We start from the raw sequence: 18,114 nt of genomic DNA, 5'->3' as shown, positions 1-18,114 counted from the left end.
GTCAGTCCCGTCGACGCGACGCCCTCTCTTTGGTCAGGTCGTGCCGCGCGAGCACGGCACCGGCGCGTTCGGCCCAGCTCTCGGGGTTCAGCAGGGACTCGCCCGCGCCTCCTGCGAGGTCCGACAGGGACACGGCCAGGTCGTGATCGCCGTCGGAGGTCTCGACCGAACCGGCGACGACGAAGACGGAGGCTCCGGCGTCACGGGCGACCCGCGTCACCCAGGACACCGCCTTGCCGTCGGCCGTCTGCTCATCGAGACGCCCCTCCCCCGTGATGACAACGTCGGCGCCCACGACGAGCCGCGGCAGCCCGACGAGATCGGACACGGCCCGGGCACCCGGGGCCAGCGACGCGCCCCAGACCAGCAGGCCGAAGGCGGCGCCGCCGGCCGCGCCCGCCCCGGCGGTGTCGGGATCGACGTCGACGAGCTGCGAGAAGCGCCGCAGACCGTCGTCGAGTGCGAGCACGTCGTCGCGCGAGGCGCCCTTCTGCGGGCCGAAGACCGCCGCGGCGCCATGCGGACCCGTGAGCGGATTCGTCACGTCGGCGAGCACCGTGACGCCCCGCGCCGGCAGGGGCCGGAGCGCGCCCAGGTCGATCCGCGCGGCGGCGGCCAGACCGTGGGCGCCATCGGGGACGACGTCGCCGACGGAGTCCAGGAGGCGCGCGCCCAGCTCCGAGAGCAGCCCGGCTCCTCCGTCGGTCGAGGCGCTGCCGCCGAGCCCGATGACCAGGGCGGTCGCGCCGGCGTCGAGGGCGGCGACGATGACACGCCCCACTCCGCGCGTGTGCGCGTCGTAGGGCCGCGGCTCGGCCAGGAGCGTCAGACCGCTGGCCGCAGCCAGCTCGACCACCGCCGTGCCGTCGGGCAGCAGCAGCCACGGCGCCTCGACGAGCCGATCGTCGGGGCCGGGGACCATCGTCGTCCGACGCTCGGCACCGGGTACGGCGGCCTCGAACGCATCGAGGGTGCCTTCGCCGCCGTCGGCCAGGGGCGCCTCGACGAGGACGTCGTCGGAGCGAGCGTCGAGCCAGCCGCGGGCTACCGCCGCGGCCACGGTGACCGCACTGGCGGAGCCCTTGAAGGAGTCGGGGGCGACGACGACCCGCAGAGGTGACATGCCGCCAGCTTCGCAGGGCCCGAGCCGCGTGTACACCCGCGGAGATGAAGAAAAGCCCCGGTCAGAAGACCGGGGCTTTTCTCTTTTGTTGCGGGGGCAGGATTTGAACCTACGACCTCTGGGTTATGAGCCCAGCGAGCTACCGAACTGCTCCACCCCGCGGCACAAGAAGAAACACTAGCACGGGATTCGAGGCCCGTCCAATCGGTGCAGCCGGATGGTGATTCGGACCCGCGACTCGCAGCCCGGAGAGCACGAGACCCCCGTCGGCAGGGACGACGGGGGTCTCGTGGATCACTCGGAACGAGTGCTACTGGCCGCTGGCCGCCACCGCGTCCTCGAGGGCCGTCTGCAGGCGAGCGTCAGCCTCGGCCGCCGAGACGAGGTCGTTGTCGGCGTACGCCGCCGCACGATCCTCGAGGGCGGACTGCGCGTCGGCCAGGGCCTGGTCGAGCGCCGCGTTGTCCGTGCCGGAACCGGTGCCCGGGTCGGTCGTGCCGGGGTCCGTCGTGCCGGTGTCTCCACCGTCCGCCTCACCGTCGCCGGCACCGTCGCCCTCCGTCGCCGGATCGGTCGTCGGCACGCCGTTGTCTCCGGCGGTCGCACCCGAATTGCCGCCGAAGAGCTCGTCCAGGGCACCGTCGAGGGTGTCCTCGAAGGCGATCTGGTCGCCGAACGACACGAGGATCCGCTGCAGCACGGGGTACGACGTCTCCGAGGTCGACTTCACGTAGATCGGCTGCACGTACAGCAGGCCTCCGCCGACGGGGAGCGTCAGCAGGTTGCCCCGCACGACGCTCGTGTCGCCCCGCGTGAGCAGCGCCAGCTGATTGGCGACCGCCGTGTCGGTGTTGAAGTTGTTCTGCACCTGGCCGGGGCCGGGCAGGGTGTCCGTCCGCGGCAGCGTCAGCAGCGTCAGCTCGCCGTAGCTGTCGGCGACCTCGCCGGGTGTCGAGCCGGCGTCGGCGTTCGCCGCCAGATAACCCGTCAGCACGTTCCGCGCGTTCTCACCCGACTGCTGGGGGATGTACGTCGAGTAGATCGAGAACGCCGGGTCCTTGTCGGGCAGCTGCAGCGTCAGGTAGTACGGCGGCTGGAGCGGCGGGGTCGTCGCGGTGCTCGTCGGCTCGTTGGGCGTGACCCACGCGTCGTCGCTCGAGTAGAACGAGTCGGAGTCGGTGACGTGGTACGTGCCGAGGATGGCGCGCTGCACCTTGAACATGTCCTGCGGGTAGCGGACGTGCTGCATGAGATCGACGGACATCTCGGAGAGCGGCGTCAGCGTCGAGGGGAAGATCTTCTGCCACGTCTTGAGCATCGGGTCCTCGGTGTCCCAGGCGTAGAGGTTCACCGAGCCGTCGTAGGCGTCGACGGTCGCCTTGACCGAGTTGCGGATGTAGTTGATCTCGTTCGAGGCGTAGGTCGGACGCTCCGTGTAGGTGTCGGCGATGGCGTCGCTGAGCGCCTGCGGCTTCGAGTAGGGGTAGTTGCGGGTCGTCGTGTAGCCGTCGACGATCCAGACGACCTTGCCGTCGACGACCGCCGGGTACGGCGCGCTGTCGATGGTCAGGTACGGCGCGACCTTCTGGACGCGCTCGGACGGGTCGCGGTCGTAGAGGATCTGCGACTCGTCGTTGACGGCGTCCGACAGGAAGATCTGCTCCGACTGGAACTTGATGGCGTAGATCAGCTTCTTGAACGGGTTGTCGAGCGTGGGCCCGCCGTCGCCCTCGAAGGTGGTCGTCTGGTTCGTGCCGTTGTCGTTGCTGCCCGACGGGTAGTCGAGCTCGATGTCGTTCTCGCCGTTCCCGCCGACGATCGAGTAGGCCGGGGACTCCTGACCGAAGTAGATGCGCGGCTCGTACTCGTCGGCGTCACCCAGCGCACCGGTGACGGGGATGCCCGACTCGAGGAACACGGGCTGACCGTCGGCCGAGCGCTGGTTGCCGTAGGCCGCCACCACGCCGTAGCCGTGGGTGTACACGAAGGTCGTGTTGTAGGGGGTCGCCGAGGCGCCGAGCTGATCCGTGTTGAGCTCGCGGACGGCGATGACGGTGTCCTGGGTGTTGCCGTCGATCGTGTAGCGGTCGACCGAGAGCTGCTCGGGGAAGCTGTAGTACTGGCGGTACTGCTGCAGCTGGGCGAAGGCGTCGGTCACGAGCGCGGGGTCGATGATGCGGATGTTCGCGGTCGTCACGGCGTCGCCGGCCAGCGCACCGGCCTCAGCGTCGGACTGCGCGTCGTACGTCTCTTCTTCGACGTCGGCGACGCCGTAGGCCTCGCGGGTCGCGTCGATGTTGTTCTCGATGAACGGCGCCTCGACCGTCCGCTCGCTGGGCTCGACCTGGAACCGCTGGACGATCCACGGGTAGATGCCGCCGACGATAATGCTCGCGATGATGAGGGCCGCCGTGCCGATGACCGGGAGCCGCCAGCGACCGATGATCGCGGTGACGATGAAGAGCACGGCGACGATCGCCGCGGCCAGCGCGAGGATCTGCTTGCCGGGGATGCCCGCGGCGTCGTCGGCGTACGTGACGCCGGTCAGGAGCTTGTTGGCGCCCTGGGTGAGCGTGGCGTACTGGTCGAGCCACAGGCTGACGCCCTGCAGCAGGAGGTAGACCGCCGCGGTGATCGCGAGCTGGATGCGCGCCACCTTCGAGATGCGAACCTCACGACCCGTGAACCGCAGGGCCCCGTAGAGGTAGCTGGTGGCCACGGCGGCGAGCCCGGAGATGAGGACGACCGCCGAGGCGAAGCCGACCACGCCCTGATAGAAGGGCAGCGAGAAGACGTAGAAGCCGACGTCGAGCCCGAACTTCGGATCCGTCGTGCCGAACGGCGTGCGGTTCAGCCACTGGAGGGCCACCTGCCAGCTGGTGGACGACGCGATGCCTGCGAAGAGGCCGAGGACGATGGGCACGCCCAGCACCACGACCCGGCGGAGCGGCTCGATGACCTGCTGGTAACGGTCGAGCTGCGAGTTGAGCTTGGCGTAGACCGGGCGGAACCGGAAGGCGATGTCGATGCTGACGTAGACCGGGACGGCCATGGCCAGGAATCCGATGAAGAACATCACCGCCGATGCGATCCACTGGGTCGTCAGGACGTTCGCGAACCCGAGCTGCTTGAACCACAGGAAGTCCGTCAGGAGCGACGAGAAGATGAAGAAGGCGATGACCAGGGCGGCGAGGATCGCCACCGTGACCAGGACGGGCAATCGGGGCGAACGTCGTGCGGATCGCGACGATGCAGGTGACGTCAAGGGTGTGCTCCTGGCATAGGGGTACGTGGAGGGGCCATCCTACGGGCCGCACCTGACCGTTCCACCCTGCCCGGGGTACCTATGCCCCGGCTGGGCGCCGGCCCTCAGTCGGCGGTGCAGGTGGGCAGAGCCGAGGTGTCCCCGTCGTCCGCGACGGTCTCGAGCGCGGTCACCGCGTCGTCGAGCGTCGTCACGGCGTAGACGTCCAGACCCGCCGGGACGTTGCCCACGACCTCGTCGCAGTTGTCGACGGGGGCGAGGAACACGGCCGCCCCGGCGTCGCGGGCGCCGTACAGCTTCTGCCGGATGCCGCCGATCGGGCCGACCTGACCGGAGGCGGTGATGGTCCCGGTGCCGGCGACCTGCTCGCCGCCGTTGAGCTCGCCCGGCGTCGTCTTGTCGATGATGCCGAGCGCGAACATCATGCCGGCGCTCGGGCCCCCCACCTGATCGAGCTTCAGGGTCACGTCGAAGGGGAAGTCGTAGTCGACGCTGACGCCCACCCCGAGCAGGGCCGTGCGCTGCACCTCCTGGGGGGTCACCTCGGTGGTGAGGGACGACCCGTCGCGCTCGACGACGACGACGGCCGGCTGATCGACGCCGTTCTCGGCGACGAGCCGGCGCAGCGTGTCGACGTCGCCGTCCGTCTCGAGGCTCGTGCCGTTGACGCTCGTCACGACGTCGCCCTCCTCCAGCACGTCCTCGGCCGGGCCCCCGGGCGAGACCTGGCTGATGGTGACGGTGCTCGGCACCGAGTACCCGTCGTGGATCATCGCGGCGGCGATGGCGGACTTCTGCGAGTTCTGCATGTCGACGGTGTTCTGCTCGTCGACCTGCTCGTTCGTGACGCCCGACGGGTAGATGGCCTCGACCGGGACGACGGCCCGGCTCGGGTCGAACCACGCCGAGACGACCTCGACCCACGACGGACGGACGGACTCGTTGCCCTGGACGCTCACCGTGAGGAGGTCGAGGGTCCCCGCCGTCGGATACGTCTCGGCGCCGGAGACGGTGATGAGCGGCTGCTCCGCCCCCTCGTACTCGGCGCTGCCGAGCGTGTCGAAGACCGGACCGGGCTGCTCGATCAGATAGGGGGACGGCAGGAACGTGAGCACGAGCCCCGAGGCCAGCGCGACGCCGAGCAGCGACCAGCCGACCCGGCCGGGTCGACGAGAGGAGAGGGAGGCGCGGGTCGGGGGCGTGAAGAAGGCCACGACGGTCCTTTCGATGTTCGCCACGGGCGGAGCGGGGAGGCTGGGGCGGAGGGCGTTTTCCCGGCTGTTCCCGTGGCCAGCAGTTAGCGTAGTTCGTATGACCGATGATTCGCAGCGCGAGCCGGAAGACGAGTTCCGCGACATGCTGCGCCAGTTCCTGTCCGGCGACTCCGAGATCGACCCCGCGCAGCTGGCCGGTGTGGCCGGGCTGCCCGACGACCCCGCGTTCATCGCACGCCTCATGAGCCAGCTGCAGAACGCCGTGGACAGCAGCGGCGACGGCATCGACTGGAAGGTCGCGACCGAGCAGGCCGTCGCGGCCGGGACGCAGTCCGCCGTGACGACGCCGCCCGCCGAACGGGCCGCCCTCGAGCAGGCCTTCCATGTGGCCGCCCTCTGGCTCGACGACGTCACCTTCGTCTCGGAGCTCACGGTCGCGCCCCGGCTCGTCACCCGCGCCGAGTGGTCGCGCCTCACGATGCCGGTCTGGAGCCAGCTCGCGGAGCCCGTCGCCACGTCCATCGCGGACTCGCTGACGGGCGTCCTGAAGGACCAGGCCCCGGAGGAGATGCAGTCTCTGCTGGCCGGCGCGAGCCAGGTCATGCGCAGCGTCGGCGGGACCCTGTTCGCCATGCAGCTCGGCCAGGTCGTCGGCCAGCTCTCGCGCGAGGTGGTCTCCGGGGGCGACGTCGGCATCCCGCTGCTCGACGAGCAGCAGGCCGCGCTCCTCCCCCAGAACGTCGCCGCATTCGGCGAGGGACTCGACATCGAGCCCGACCAGATCCAGATCTACCTGGCGGTCCGCGAGCTCGCTCACGCGCGTCTCTTCCGCCATGCGCGCTGGCTCAGGCTGCACCTCATCTCGTCGATCCGCGAGTTCGCGCAGGGCATCAGCATCGACACGGAGCGCCTCGAGGCGCTGGCGGTCGACTTCGACCCCTCCAGCCCGGACGAGCTGCGCGACGCCATGGCCAGCGGAGCGCTCATCCCGCCGAAGTCGGACGAGCAGCTCGCGGCCCTCGCCCGCCTCGAGACGACGCTTGCCCTGATCGAGGGATGGGTGGACGTCGTCACCGCGGCGGCGACCGTGCGACTGCCGAAGTCCGGGGCGATCGCCGAGACCGTCCGCCGACGGCGCGCCGCCGGCGGACCCGCGGAGTCGGCCTTCTCGACCCTGGTCGGGCTCGAGCTCCGCCCCCGGCGGCTCCGCGAGGCCGCGGCCCTCTGGGCGACCGTCACGGACGCCGTCGGCGCGGAGGAGCGCGACTCCCTCTGGTCGCACCCCGACATCGTCCCCACGAGCGCCGACATCGACGATCCTCAGGCCCTCGTCGCCCGGCTGACCGCCACCGAGCCCCAGCTCGACGACGTCGATCGTGCGATCGAGGATCTCCTGAACGACACGTCCGACGGACGCCCCCGCGAGGCGGACGACGGATCGGCCGACGAGCCCGGGTCCTCCACCGAGCGCTGACCGGGCGCCCGCGCTCGGGCCCCTGTGGAGAACCGTCGGCGCCTCCCTCACGGCGACGATGATCGTCGGATGCCCCGCCCACTCCGGTTCCTCCCCCACACCACCCTCGTCTGGCGTGACCCGTCGACCGTGCAGATCGGGGTCGAACGGGCCTACGTCGTCCTGCACGAGGTGAGCGCGTTCGACGAGAGATTCGTCTGGGCGGTGGCCGCCGGTCTCGGAGACGGCGGGGTGGGCGCGATCCTGGCGCAGATCGGCGGTGAGCGGGGGTCGGCTGATCGTCTCGTCGCGCGGCTCGAGCCCGCCCTCGATCCTCGACCGACCGAGGGCCCGCCGGCGCTCTCCGTCCTCCTCCACGGCGCCGGCCCGATCGCCGACGACGCCGGGAGGCTCCTCCAGGCCGAGGGCGTCCCCGTCCGCCTCGCCGCCGACCCCCTTCCGGCGAGGCGAGCCGCGGCTCCCGGTGCGCCGGTCGTGGGCCTACTCGTCGGCGGCCTGGCCCTCGACCCCGTCACCGCGTCCTCGTGGGTCCGAGACGACCTCAGCCACCTCCTCGTCAGGACGGGCGATCGCTCGGTGCGGATCGGCCCCCTCGTCATCCCGGGGCGCACCGCGTGCTCGCGGTGCCTGCATCTGACCGCGGGCGACGTCGACGCCGCATGGCCGGCCATCGCCGGTCAGCTCAGCGGACGACCCGTCGTGATCCCCCGCCCCCTCGTCATCCGAGAATCCGCCACCGTCGCCGTGCGCCGACTCCTCGACGCGGCGAGCGTCATCTCGAGTCGGCGCGAAGCCGACCCGGACCACGCAGCGCTGGTCACGCGGATCGATCTCGAGAGCGGGGCCGTCACGCAGGGGCGGAGTCGACCCCATCCCGACTGCGGATGCGCAGCTCTGCCAGGAACCTGCTCGGCTGACGCGCGCCTCCTCGGCCCTGCCCGCTCTGACTCCACGAGAGACGGAGACGTTCTCGAGCGCGGGTGACGCCGACGTACAGCAGACGGCGCTCCTCGTCGACGGCTTCGGGACCCTGGGCGTAGCTGATGGGCACCAGCCCCTCGCTGAGACCGACGAGGTAGACGCTCCGCCACTCGAGGCCCTTGGCCGAGTGCAGGGTCGCCAGGGTGACCGACGGCATGGTCGGCTCGTGCTGACCCGCCTGCCGCGCCATGAGCTCGTCGACGAACTGCCGGAGCGTCGTCTCGGCGGGCGAGGCCTCGGCGAGACCCATCAGGGCGTTCAGGGACTCCCAGCGATCACGGACGGCACCGCGCTGCTCGGGGGCCTCCTGAGTCCAGCCGAGCGACCGGAGGACGTCGCTGACGGTCTTGAAGAGCGGCTCGCCGACGATGCTGATCGCGGCGCCCTTCAACATCATCAGCGCCTCCTTGACCTCGCGCAGCTCGAAGAACCTCGTCGCACCGTGGATGCGGGTCGAGACGCCCACGTCCGCCAGGGCCCGTTCGATCAGCGCGGCCTGCACGTTGACCCGATAGAGCACGGCGATCTCCTCCGGGGCGACGCCCGACCTGATCTCGTCGGCGATGGTCTGCGCCACGCCCCGCGCCTCGGCGGAGTCGCTCGGGTACTCGATGACGGGGGGCACGGGGCCGGTCGTCTCGACGGCGGGATGGAGGTGCAGCGCCCCGGGACGACCGCGCATCAGCTGATTCGCCGTGTCGACGATCTGACGCGACGACCGGTAGTTCTGCTCGAGCCGGACCACCGTCGCGTCGTCGTAACGCGACCCGAAGCCGAGGAGGTAGTCGGCCGACGCCCCGGCGAACGAGTAGATCGTCTGACTCGCGTCTCCGACGACGCAGAGGTCGTTCCGATCACCGAGCCACAGCTCGAGGAGCTCCTGCTGGAGGGGCGAGACGTCCTGGTACTCGTCGACGACGAAGAAGCGGTACTGCTCGCGGACCTGCTGGGCGACCCGCGCCTCCAGCTGGAGCATGCCGACCGTGGCGAGGAGGACGTCCTCGAAGTCGAGCTGGCGGCGTTCGTCCTTGATGTCCTCGTAGGCGGCGTGCAGATCGACCGCGCGTTCGGGGCTGACGTTCTGCGGCAGCGACCGCTGCGGCAGGGCGGCGGCGTACGACTCGAGCGTCAGCCGCGAGACCTTCCGCCACTCGATCTCGCCGGCCATGTCGCGGAGGGACGCCGTGTCGAGCTTCAGACCGAGGCGCTCGGCCGCATGCGCGATCAGCTTGCCCTTGCCGTCGACCAGCCGCGGCATCTGACCGCCCATGGTCTGCGGCCAGAAGTACGACAGCTGCGAGAGGGCCGACGCATGGAAGGTCCGCGCGGAGACCCCCCCGGCGCCCAGCGCCCTCAGGCGCCCCCGCAGCTCGGCCGCCGCCCGGGACGTGAAGGTGAGCGCCATGACCCTGCTGGGCGCGTAGACGCCGGTGGCGACCCCGTAGGCGATGCGATGGGTGATGGCCCGCGTCTTGCCCGTTCCGGCGCCCGCGAGGAGGCAGACCGGCCCGAGCAGTCGACGTGCCGCCTCGCGCTGCTGCTCGTCGAGCCCGGCGATGAGTTCGGCGGCCTCGGTCACTGGTCGATCTCGCCGCCGAACCAGTCCTCGATGATGGCGCGGGCGATCGAGGTCCGACCGGGGAGGATCACGTCGTCGAGGCTGGCGGCCAGCTCGGCGCGGCTGAACCAGCGGAGCTCGAGGATCTCGGCGCCGTCGGGCTCGAGCACGCCCGGGTCGTCGGCGTCCACCCGGGCGCGGAACCCGAGCATGAGACTGGCGGGGAACGGCCAGGGCTGCGACCCCAGGTAGACCGGGTCGACGACCTTGACCCCGGACTCCTCGAAGATCTCCCGCTGCACCGCCTGCTCGAGCGACTCGCCCGGCTCGACGAAGCCCGCGAGCAGCGAGTAGCGGTTGTTCTCCCAGAGGGCGTTCGAGCCCAGGAGGAGCCGGTCGTCGGCGTCCGTGACGGCGACGATGATCGCGGGGTCGGTCCGCGGGAAGACCTCGTGTCCGTTCTCGGGGTCGCGACGGACCCAGCCGGCCTTGTCGCTCACGAGGGCGCGACCGCTGCGTGGTGAGAATCGGTGGGAGTCGTGCCAGTTGGCGACGGCGACCGCCTCGACGGCGAGGCCGGCGTCGCGAGCGCTGAGGACGCTGCCGAACGCCCGCAGGCCGCCCCAGGCGGACTCGTCGGGCTCGAGGGTCCGGGCCTGCTCGTCGCTCAGGAGAGCGGCCACGAGCGGGGTGCCCACCGGCTCCGCCTCGTCGACGGCCTGCGACAGCCCGAGATAGACGTAGTCGTCGGCCTGGGGGACGGCTCGGGCCGGGAGCAGCGCGAGCCGGTCGGACGAGGCCATGAGCGTGCGCCCGCGCCACAGCGGGAGCACCCGCGTGTCGTCGGAGGCGAGGAGCTCGGAGACGACGTCGGCGCGGTCCCGCGTCAGGTAGTCGCGATCGACCTGGTGACGCGCGAGCGGGAGGCGGTCCGTCAGGGGCGAGGACATGGAACGACCAATCACTACGGTTTGACAGCGTGGCGAACGACGAGGCACCACGCCGAGCGGCCTACCCTGAGGACATGGCCAGATCTCATCTCACTCTAGCCGCGTTGGCCACGGCGGCCGTCGCCGACCTGGACGTCTCCGCGGCCGCGCAGCACGGCTCGTCGACCGACGGCGACTACGACTCCGCCCTGCTCACCGGGCGGCTCGGCGAGCACTGGATCATCCGCGTGCCGCGCACGCAGCGCGCCGAGGCGCGCCAGTCCGCCGACCTCGTGGCCCTGCGCGCCCTCAGCGCCGGCGTCCGCGGGCGTCTGCCCTTCGCGGTGCCCCAGTACCGCGGCCAGGCGCCGCTCGGCCGCACCCGCGGCATCGTCTACGACTTCATCCCCGGCGAGCACCTCCCGGCGTCGCGGGTCACCCCCGACTCGGGTCTCCCCCCGGTCGTCGGACGCGGCGTCGCCGCGATCCACTCGCTGCCCACGAGCTTCGTCACGGACGCGGGCCTGACGAGCCACACGCCGTTCGAGGCGATGCGCTCGACCGCGTCGCTGGTCGACCGGGCCGCATCGACGCGCCTGCTGCCCGCCGCTCTGCTGGAGCGCTGGGAGGCGGCGATCCAGGATCACCTGCTCTGGCAGTTCCAGCCCACGGTCGTCAACGGCTCGCTCGACGCCGGGTCGATCCTCGTCACGGGCTCGGAGGTCACCGGCGTGCTCGGCTGGCACGATCTGCACGTCGGCGACCCGGCCCGCGACCTCGCCTGGCTCCTCGGCACGCCGTCGGCGGTCGACGACGCCTTCGAGGCGTACAACACCGCGCGCGGTTCGAGCGACCATCAGCTGCGGCACCGGGCGACCCTCTATCACGAGCTCGAGCTGGCGAAGTGGCTCCTGCACGGCACGAGCACGAAGAGCACCGAGGTCGTCGACGACGCCGTCGAGCTGATGGGCAGCCTGGTCGACTCGCTCCAGCTCGACCGCAGCGGAGCCATCGGCGCCGGTCAGACGGCTGCGCTCGACATCGACGGTGTCGAGAAGCTGCTTTCGTCCACCGAACGACGCCACAGCTAGCCGCCCGCCCCCTCTTCGACCCGGGTCCAGAGCCCGAGCAGCTCGTCGCGGTCGGCCACGTGCTCCGGCCGGAGCACGTGATCGTCCGCGACGAAGTAGAACGCGGCGTCGATGCCGTCGGCGTCGATGCCCCGATACGAGGCGTAGGCCTCTCGATACAGCGCCAGTTGCAGCTGCTTGAGCTCGAGGTCGTCGGCGTCGGCGGGTGAACGACCCGTCTTCCAGTCGACGACCTCGAAGCGATCGCCCCGAGCGAAGACGGCGTCGATCTTGCAGATGATCGTCCGGCCGCCGAGGGGCAGATGCACCTCGAGCTCGACGTCCACCGGGTCGAGGCCCGCCCACTCCGAACGCTCGAACGTCGCCTGGAGCTCCACCAGCCGGCGCGCGTCGTCCGGGTCGACGACCCCCCTGGTGCCGCCGATCCGCTCGTCGTCCTGATCGGTCTCGGCGGCGAAGGCGTCGAGCATCTCGACGCGCCCGGTCGGACGGTATCGCGACTCGACCCACTCGTGGAACAGCGTGCCCAGCCTCGTGGCCCGGTACGGCCGCTCGGGGAGGGGACGCCGCAGGGCCGCCGCGACGGCCGCCGGGTCGTCGACGTAGTCCTTGAAGCGGGAGGCGGGGATGCGCTGCGGCAGATCGAGCAGCCCCGCCCGCTCGCGCGCCGCGTCGCGCTCGAGCAGGAGCAGATCGATGTCGGCCGCCCAGAAGAGGGGCGTCTGCGGGGCGGGGGCCTCGCCGCCGTCCTGCCCCGCGCCTCCTGGGTGCTCTCGCCGATCGGCGATCAGACGCGAGACGCGCGCGGCTGCGTGCTCGACCGCACCGCGGCGAGCGCCCAGAGGGTCACCCGGCCACGGGAGCTCGCGAGACTCGTCGGCGAGGGGGTTCGCGTCGTCGTCGGGCCCGTCGGGCACCCGGGAGGGGTCGACGAGACCCGCGTCGACCAGATCGACGAGATACCGGCTCGGACGACGCGGCTTGACGGTCGACGACCAGAACGAGCCCGACAGCAGCAGCTCGTCTTTGGCCCGGGTGAAGGCCACGTAGGCCAGACGACGCTCCTCGCCCTCGTGACGGGCGACCAGTTCGGCCTTGAACTCGGCCAGGCGCCGGTCGAAGTCCTTCTGGTCGTCGACCCCGCGCCACGCCAGTTCGGGCAGCTCGGCCGCGTCGCCGCGGAACTCGTAGGGCAGCTCGCCGAAGCCGAGCCAGCCGACGCCGGCGCGTGACGTGCCGGGGAACTCGCCGTCGACGAGCCTCGGAACGCCGACGACGTCCCATTCGAGCCCCTTCGAGCCGTGCACGGTCAGCAGCTGCACCGTCCCGCGCTCGCCGGCCTCGGATCGCGGGCCCATGTCGTCCCGACGTTCGGCGGCCGTGAGCCACGAGAGGAAGCCGCCGAGCGACGCGTTCTCGTCCGTGGCGACGTAGCCGGAGAGCTCGTCGTCGAAGGCCTGGAGCCAGGCCCCGCCCGACCCGGCGCCGGTCGCGGCGGCGACCTCGACGTCGAGCAGCATCTCCTGCTGCACCAGGGTGACGAGGTCGACGAGGTCGAGCCCCGTCCGCCCGCGGAGGAACGCCAACTGCGCACCGAGTCGGCGGAGCCTCACGAGACCCTCGGGGCTGAACGCGCCGAGCTGCCGGTGGGTCGGCGGCGCCGTGGTGACGAAGTCGAGCGCGTCGACGATCGAGCCGTGCTCGCCGACGGCGACCGACGCGCGGAAGCCCGCGGCGACCTCGTCGGAGAGCGCCTGCTGCGCGTGGTCGTGCGAGAAGAGCCACGACGAGACGCCGCGGAGGGCCGCGACGTCGTGCACACCCACCCGCCAGCGCGCGCCGACCATCAACCGGATCAGCTCGGACCCCGCGGACGGGTCGTGCAGCACCCGGAGGCCCGCCACGAGATCGACGACCTCGGGCCGCTGGAGCAGACCCCCGACCCCGAGCACGTGGTACGGGACCCCTCGCGCAGCGAGCGCCTCGACGAAGACCGGCATCGTCTTCTTGGATCGGAAGAGCAGAGCCGCCGTGCGCTGCGCCGGTCGGCCGTCGACGAGCACCGGAACGGACAGCCGGTCGGCGAACCAGTCGGCCACGCGCGCGGCCTCGTCGGGCAGGGTCTGGTCGTAGGCGACCTCGACGTGACCGGGCGGCGCCGCGGGTCGTGGTCGGAGGACCCCCACCGCCTCGTCGCCGGTCGCCGTCAGGTCGGCCACCACGCGGTTCGCGGCATCGAGCACGGTCGACGCGTTCCGCCAGCTGGTCGACAGGCTGAACCGGCTGCCGGCCGGCGCCTCGAAGTCGACGGGGAAGCGACCGAGGTTGGCGGCGCTCGCACCCCGGAACCCGTAGATGGACTGATGGGGGTCGCCGACGGCCATCACGCCCGTTCCCCGGAACAGACGCGCCAGCAGCCGGGTCTGCACGACGCTGGTGTCCTGGTACTCGTCGAGCAGCACCACGCGGAAGCGCTGTCTGAGCTCGGCCACGACGTCGGGGGCCGTCTCGCAGACCTCGAGGGCGAGAGCGACCTGGTCCGAGTACTCGACGAACCCGCGTCGCGTCTTCTCGTCGGCGAAGGCCTCCGCCAGGACCAGCAGCGGCGGGAGCGCCGACACCGCGGCCACGGCGTCGGTCACCGATCGGTAGTCGCTGCCCTTGGTGGAGGGCAGACCGGCGAGATCGAGGAACCGATCCGCGAGAGCGGCCACGGGGGCCGCCGCCGTGACGTTCTCGCTGAGTGCGTGGCTCAGTCGCAGGACGGCCTCGGTGATCGAGTCGACGCTCCGAGCGAGACCGGCGAGACGCTCGTCGCGGCTCGAGACGACGAGGGACCGGGCGAGCTGCCAGGCCGAGGCGTCGCCGAGCACCTGCGACTCGCTCTCACGACCGACCCGGAGGGCGTTGTCGCGGAAGATCCCGTTGGCGAAGGCGTTGTAGGTCGACACCGTCGGCAGATCGAACGGGTCGAGGGCGTCGCCGAGCAGACCGGCCGCCTCGAGCTGCGCGATCCGCCTCTCGATCCGCTCGCCGAGCTCGCCCGCGGCCTTGCGGGTGAAGGTGAGGCCGAGCACCTCCGACACCCGGACGTGCCGGTTCGCGAGAAGCCACACGACGCGATTGGCCATGGTCTCGGTCTTACCGCTGCCGGCACCCGCGACCACGAGAGCCGGCGTGAGAGGCGCCTCGATCACCGACTGCTGCTCGGGGGTCGGCGGCGGCAGCTCGAGGACGTCGGCGAGCTGGAGAGCGGACAACCCGGGCGCGGACGACGCGGAGGGATCCGAGGAGGCGCGGGTCGACGCGGTCACGAGCTCACCTCTCCGACGATGTGGATGCGGCACGGCCCGCCGTGCCTCCCGGTGCAGTGGTCGTCGAGTCGCGCCAGGAACACCGGCCCCACCATCCTCTCGGCCGCCGTGCGGACGCGATCACGGAACCCCTGCAGCGTCTCGGCGTCGAAGGGAGCCTGGGTGGGCTCCCGGTACGGCTTGCCGCGGACGCCGGATGACACGATGACGAGCTTCGCCCCGCCGGGCGGCGTGCCCGGCGGCACCGACTCGATGGCGCCGTCGGCGAGCGCGACCTGGTAGCTGCCCAGCTGGGGGTGCTCGGCGACCGCGGCCGCCGAGGTCGGGGCCGATCGGCCGGTCTTCAGATCGACGATCACGGCGGCGCCGTCGCGGGTGCGCTCCACGCGGTCGATCGCGCCCCGGAGGCGGGCGACGCCGATGTCCAGCTCGAAGGTGGACTCGGCCCCGATCAGTTCGGCGCCGCTCGTCTCGAAGTCGCGGAGGTACGAGGCCAGGCTCTCGGTCATGTCCCGTGCCCGACGCTTCTCGGACTCCCCGATCCACGGGGCCTCGAACTCGAGCTCGCTCCACCGGGACTCGACCGCGGCCCAGAGCGACTCGACGTCGCTGTCGACGGCGTGCTCCATCACATCGTGCAGGACGGTCCCGAGTCCCATGGCGGAGTTCGGGGCGGAGCCGCCGAAGCGGTCGACGAACCAGTGCAGAGGGCACTCCTCGAAGGAGCCGAGCTGGGAGGGCGAGACGGGCACGTGCACCTCGGGGTCGGTGAGGTCGGCGAGGGGCGACGTGGTGGTCGGCTCGGCGAGGCCGTACCACTCGACGGGGTCGGCACCGGCGACCCCCGCCTCGGCCAGCCGGGCGAGACCGACCGTCGCCGCCTCGGCGCGAGCGCCCCGGGGAGACTCGACGAGCGCATGACGGAGATGCCCGACGAGCCCCCTCAACGACAGCGGGTGCCCCGCGGGCGCGGTCGGGGTGCCCGTCGGCAGCAGCCGATGGAAGACGGAGGGCCCCTCGTCGTCGCTCTCGGTGCAGGAGAGGACGACCTGCCTGGTCGCTCGCGACACCGTGAGCGCGAACATCCGCAGCTCGTCGGAGAGCACGGCGGCGCGCTCGTCGAGGGCGGAGGCGGGAGCGGAGATCTCGTGCGACGCGTCGACGAGCTCGTCCGGCCCGAGGAGGGCCCCGCGGAGGCGGAGGTTCGGCCAGACGCCGTCCTGCAGACGGGCGGCCACGACCACGTCGACCTCGAGACCGACGGCGCCGGACGGCGAGCAGACGAGCACGGACTCGGTGGAGGTCTGGGGCGACAGGGTGTCGTCGGGCACCTCGGCTCCGAGCAGCGAGTCGAGGAAGCCGATCGCGTCGGCCTCGGGGGTCCGTTCGACGAAGCGCTTGGCCGCCGTGAAGAGGGCGACGACGCCGTCGAGATGCCGGTCCGCCTCGGCGGCCACGATGCCGCGGCCCGCGGACTGCGCCGACCATTGCGCGGCCAGACCGCTGCGCTCCCACAGACCCCAGAAGACCTCCTCGATGCTGGCTCCCCCTGCCGCCGCACGCCTCGCGGCGTCGAGGCTGTCGGCGAATCGTCCGGCGCGAGCGGCGAACCGCGAGTCGATGGTGACGAACCGACCCGGGCCCTCCAGGGCCTCCACGAGCAGGGCGTCGGCCGAGCGGGATCCCCCGGCACCCAGCTCGTCGGCCCGGAGCGCGAGGCGGAGGCGACGGACGGCGAGCGCGTCGAGCCCGGCGAGGGGCCCCGTGAGGAGCTCGGCGACGTTGTCGGGGGTGAGCGCATCGCGGCCGACGGCCACGGACGCGGCGATGAGGAGGTGGCGGGCCGCATGCTCGTCTCGCACGGCTCGACCGGCGATGGAGGTGCGGGTGGGCACCTCGGCCGACTGCAGGCCTCGCGCGACGCTGGCGACCTGGCCGCCGCTCCGCACGACGACCATCATGCGGGCCCACGGGATGCCCCGGACGAGGTGGTGCTCGCGCAGCACCCGCGCGACGGAGGAGATCTCGTGGGCTGGGCTGTCGGCCCGCACGGTGAGGATCGGAGGGGCCCCCTCGGACCCGGCCGGCGGCGCACCCGCGACCGCCGCGTGCTGTCGGCCCGCGCCGGCAGTGCCTATCCGCGCCGTGATGCGCGACACGAGATCGCGGAGGGCCGGATCGTGCCGGTGCGCGGTGGACAGGAAGATCGTCTCGACGTCGTCGAGCCCGAGCCGCGCGCCGAGCCGGCCGAGCACGTCGGGGCTGCCGCCCCGGAACGCGTTCGTCGAGAGATCCGGGTCGCCGAAGGCGATCACGGCGACCCCTCGGCGGACCAGGGCCCGCAGGAGCGACACGGTGGATTCCGTCGCCTCGTGCGCGTCGTCCACCAGGACGAGCCCGAGACCGTCGACGACGGGGGCCGTCTCGCCGCGGTCGAGGGCGGCCACCGCGTAGTCGACGAGCTCGGCGGAGTCGAGATGCCGCCCCGGGAGACCGTCGACCACACGGCGGTACTCGTCGAGCAGGTCGCCGACCGCCGCCCATTCGGGTCGGTCGCGGGATGCGGCGAGCGAGCGCAGATCGACGGGCGAGACCCCCTGCTCGGTCGATCGCATGAACATCTCGCGGAGCTCCGTCCGGAAGCCGCGGAGTCGGCGGACCTGCGGCCCGAGGTGCTCGGGCCAGCGCGGACCCGTGCCGTCGGTCTCGTGTCCCTCGAGCAGCTCGCGGACGATGATGTCCTGATCGCCGCCGGTGAGCAGCGTCGGCGGCTCGGCTCCGGCCAGCAGGGCCGAGTGGCCGACCACGTCGAACGCGAGCGACGAGACCGTCCGGGCCATCGGACCGGGCGTCGGCACACCGAGGCGAGCGGCGATGACGTCGCGGAGGCGCGTGGCGGTCGATCGCGCGGGCGTCAGCACCAGCACCGAGCGGGGCCCCTGGCCGCGCCCTTCGACCCGGTCGACGACGGTCTCGATCAGAGTCGTCGTCTTGCCGGTGCCCGGTGCGCCGATCACGGCAGCGGAGACGCCGTCGGGCAGGCCGACGACCCGGGCCTGCGACTCGTCGAGACGAGCCGGGCGCGTCCCGCGCCGCGTGTCGCCCGGAGGTCGGAAGCCTGTCGTCGCCATGACTCCGACGCTACTGGCTTGCGCCGACAGTGAA

Annotated in this window: 9 protein-coding genes, 1 tRNA gene and 1 pseudogene; 3 read left to right on the top strand and 8 right to left on the bottom strand. The window is 72.0% G+C overall.

Annotation, left to right across the window (positions count from 1 at the left end; all coding sequences use genetic code 11):
* Position 1: 1 nt before the first annotated feature.
* The 4 genes from ASF17_RS01500 to ASF17_RS01485 all read right to left on the bottom strand — a co-directional run bounded on the left by ASF17_RS01500 (position 2) and on the right by ASF17_RS01485 (position 5,617).
* Positions 2–1,123: a glycerate kinase gene (locus ASF17_RS01500; protein ID WP_055794541.1), complete on the bottom strand. Its 1,122-nt coding sequence runs from the start codon at positions 1,121–1,123 to the stop codon at positions 2–4.
* Between the two features lie 88 nt (positions 1,124–1,211).
* Positions 1,212–1,285 (bottom strand) — tRNA-Met (locus tag ASF17_RS01495).
* 148 nt (positions 1,286–1,433) lie between these two features.
* Positions 1,434–4,343, bottom strand: a complete 2,910-nt coding sequence (locus ASF17_RS01490) for a UPF0182 family membrane protein (RefSeq protein WP_442855732.1) — start codon at positions 4,341–4,343, stop codon at positions 1,434–1,436.
* A gap of 149 nt (positions 4,344–4,492) precedes the next feature.
* Complete coding sequence (locus tag ASF17_RS01485; protein ID WP_369814537.1) at positions 4,493–5,617, bottom strand: YlbL family protein; 1,125 nt, start codon at positions 5,615–5,617, stop codon at positions 4,493–4,495.
* An 82-nt stretch (positions 5,618–5,699) separates the two neighbouring features.
* Here ASF17_RS01485 and ASF17_RS01480 point away from each other — a divergent pair, with 82 nt between their 5' ends.
* On the top strand, positions 5,700–7,076 hold the full coding sequence (locus ASF17_RS01480) for a zinc-dependent metalloprotease (protein WP_055794536.1): 1,377 nt from the start codon (positions 5,700–5,702) through the stop codon (positions 7,074–7,076).
* Positions 7,077–7,145: 69 nt separating this feature from the next.
* Positions 7,146–7,937: pseudogene (locus ASF17_RS15915) on the top strand (hypothetical protein); the annotation flags it as partial.
* On the opposite strand, the gene ASF17_RS01475 reads toward ASF17_RS15915, so the two are convergent.
* Both ASF17_RS01475 and nudC read right to left on the bottom strand, forming a co-directional pair.
* Positions 7,924–9,636 (bottom strand): ATP-dependent helicase, encoded by a 1,713-nt coding sequence (locus tag ASF17_RS01475; RefSeq protein WP_055794535.1) that lies wholly within the window; start codon positions 9,634–9,636, stop codon positions 7,924–7,926. The pseudogene ASF17_RS15915 and the gene ASF17_RS01475 sit on opposite strands and share 14 nt — an antisense overlap.
* On the bottom strand, positions 9,633–10,565 hold the full coding sequence (gene nudC, locus ASF17_RS01470) for an NAD(+) diphosphatase (RefSeq protein WP_055794533.1): 933 nt from the start codon (positions 10,563–10,565) through the stop codon (positions 9,633–9,635). Before nudC ends, ASF17_RS01475 begins: the two co-directional genes overlap by 4 nt.
* A 74-nt stretch (positions 10,566–10,639) precedes the next feature.
* On the opposite strand from nudC, the gene ASF17_RS01465 reads away from it, so the two are divergent.
* On the top strand, positions 10,640–11,635 hold the full coding sequence (locus ASF17_RS01465) for a phosphotransferase (RefSeq protein ID WP_055794531.1): 996 nt from the start codon (positions 10,640–10,642) through the stop codon (positions 11,633–11,635).
* Here ASF17_RS01465 and ASF17_RS01460 read toward each other — a convergent pair.
* The gene (locus ASF17_RS01460; RefSeq protein WP_055794529.1) at positions 11,632–14,949 is read right to left on the bottom strand and encodes an ATP-dependent DNA helicase; all 3,318 of its coding nucleotides are present in this window, start codon (positions 14,947–14,949) and stop codon (positions 11,632–11,634) included. The genes ASF17_RS01465 and ASF17_RS01460 overlap by 4 nt on opposite strands.
* Complete coding sequence (locus tag ASF17_RS01455; protein ID WP_055794527.1) at positions 14,946–18,080, bottom strand: ATP-dependent helicase; 3,135 nt, start codon at positions 18,078–18,080, stop codon at positions 14,946–14,948. The genes ASF17_RS01460 and ASF17_RS01455 overlap by 4 nt, the downstream gene beginning before the upstream one ends.
* Between the last annotated feature and the right edge of the window lie 34 nt (positions 18,081–18,114).

The organism is Frigoribacterium sp. Leaf263 (assembly GCF_001422285.1).
Taxonomy (GTDB): Bacteria; Actinomycetota; Actinomycetes; order Actinomycetales; family Microbacteriaceae; genus Frigoribacterium.
This window is presented reverse-complemented; position numbering and strand designations above follow the sequence as displayed.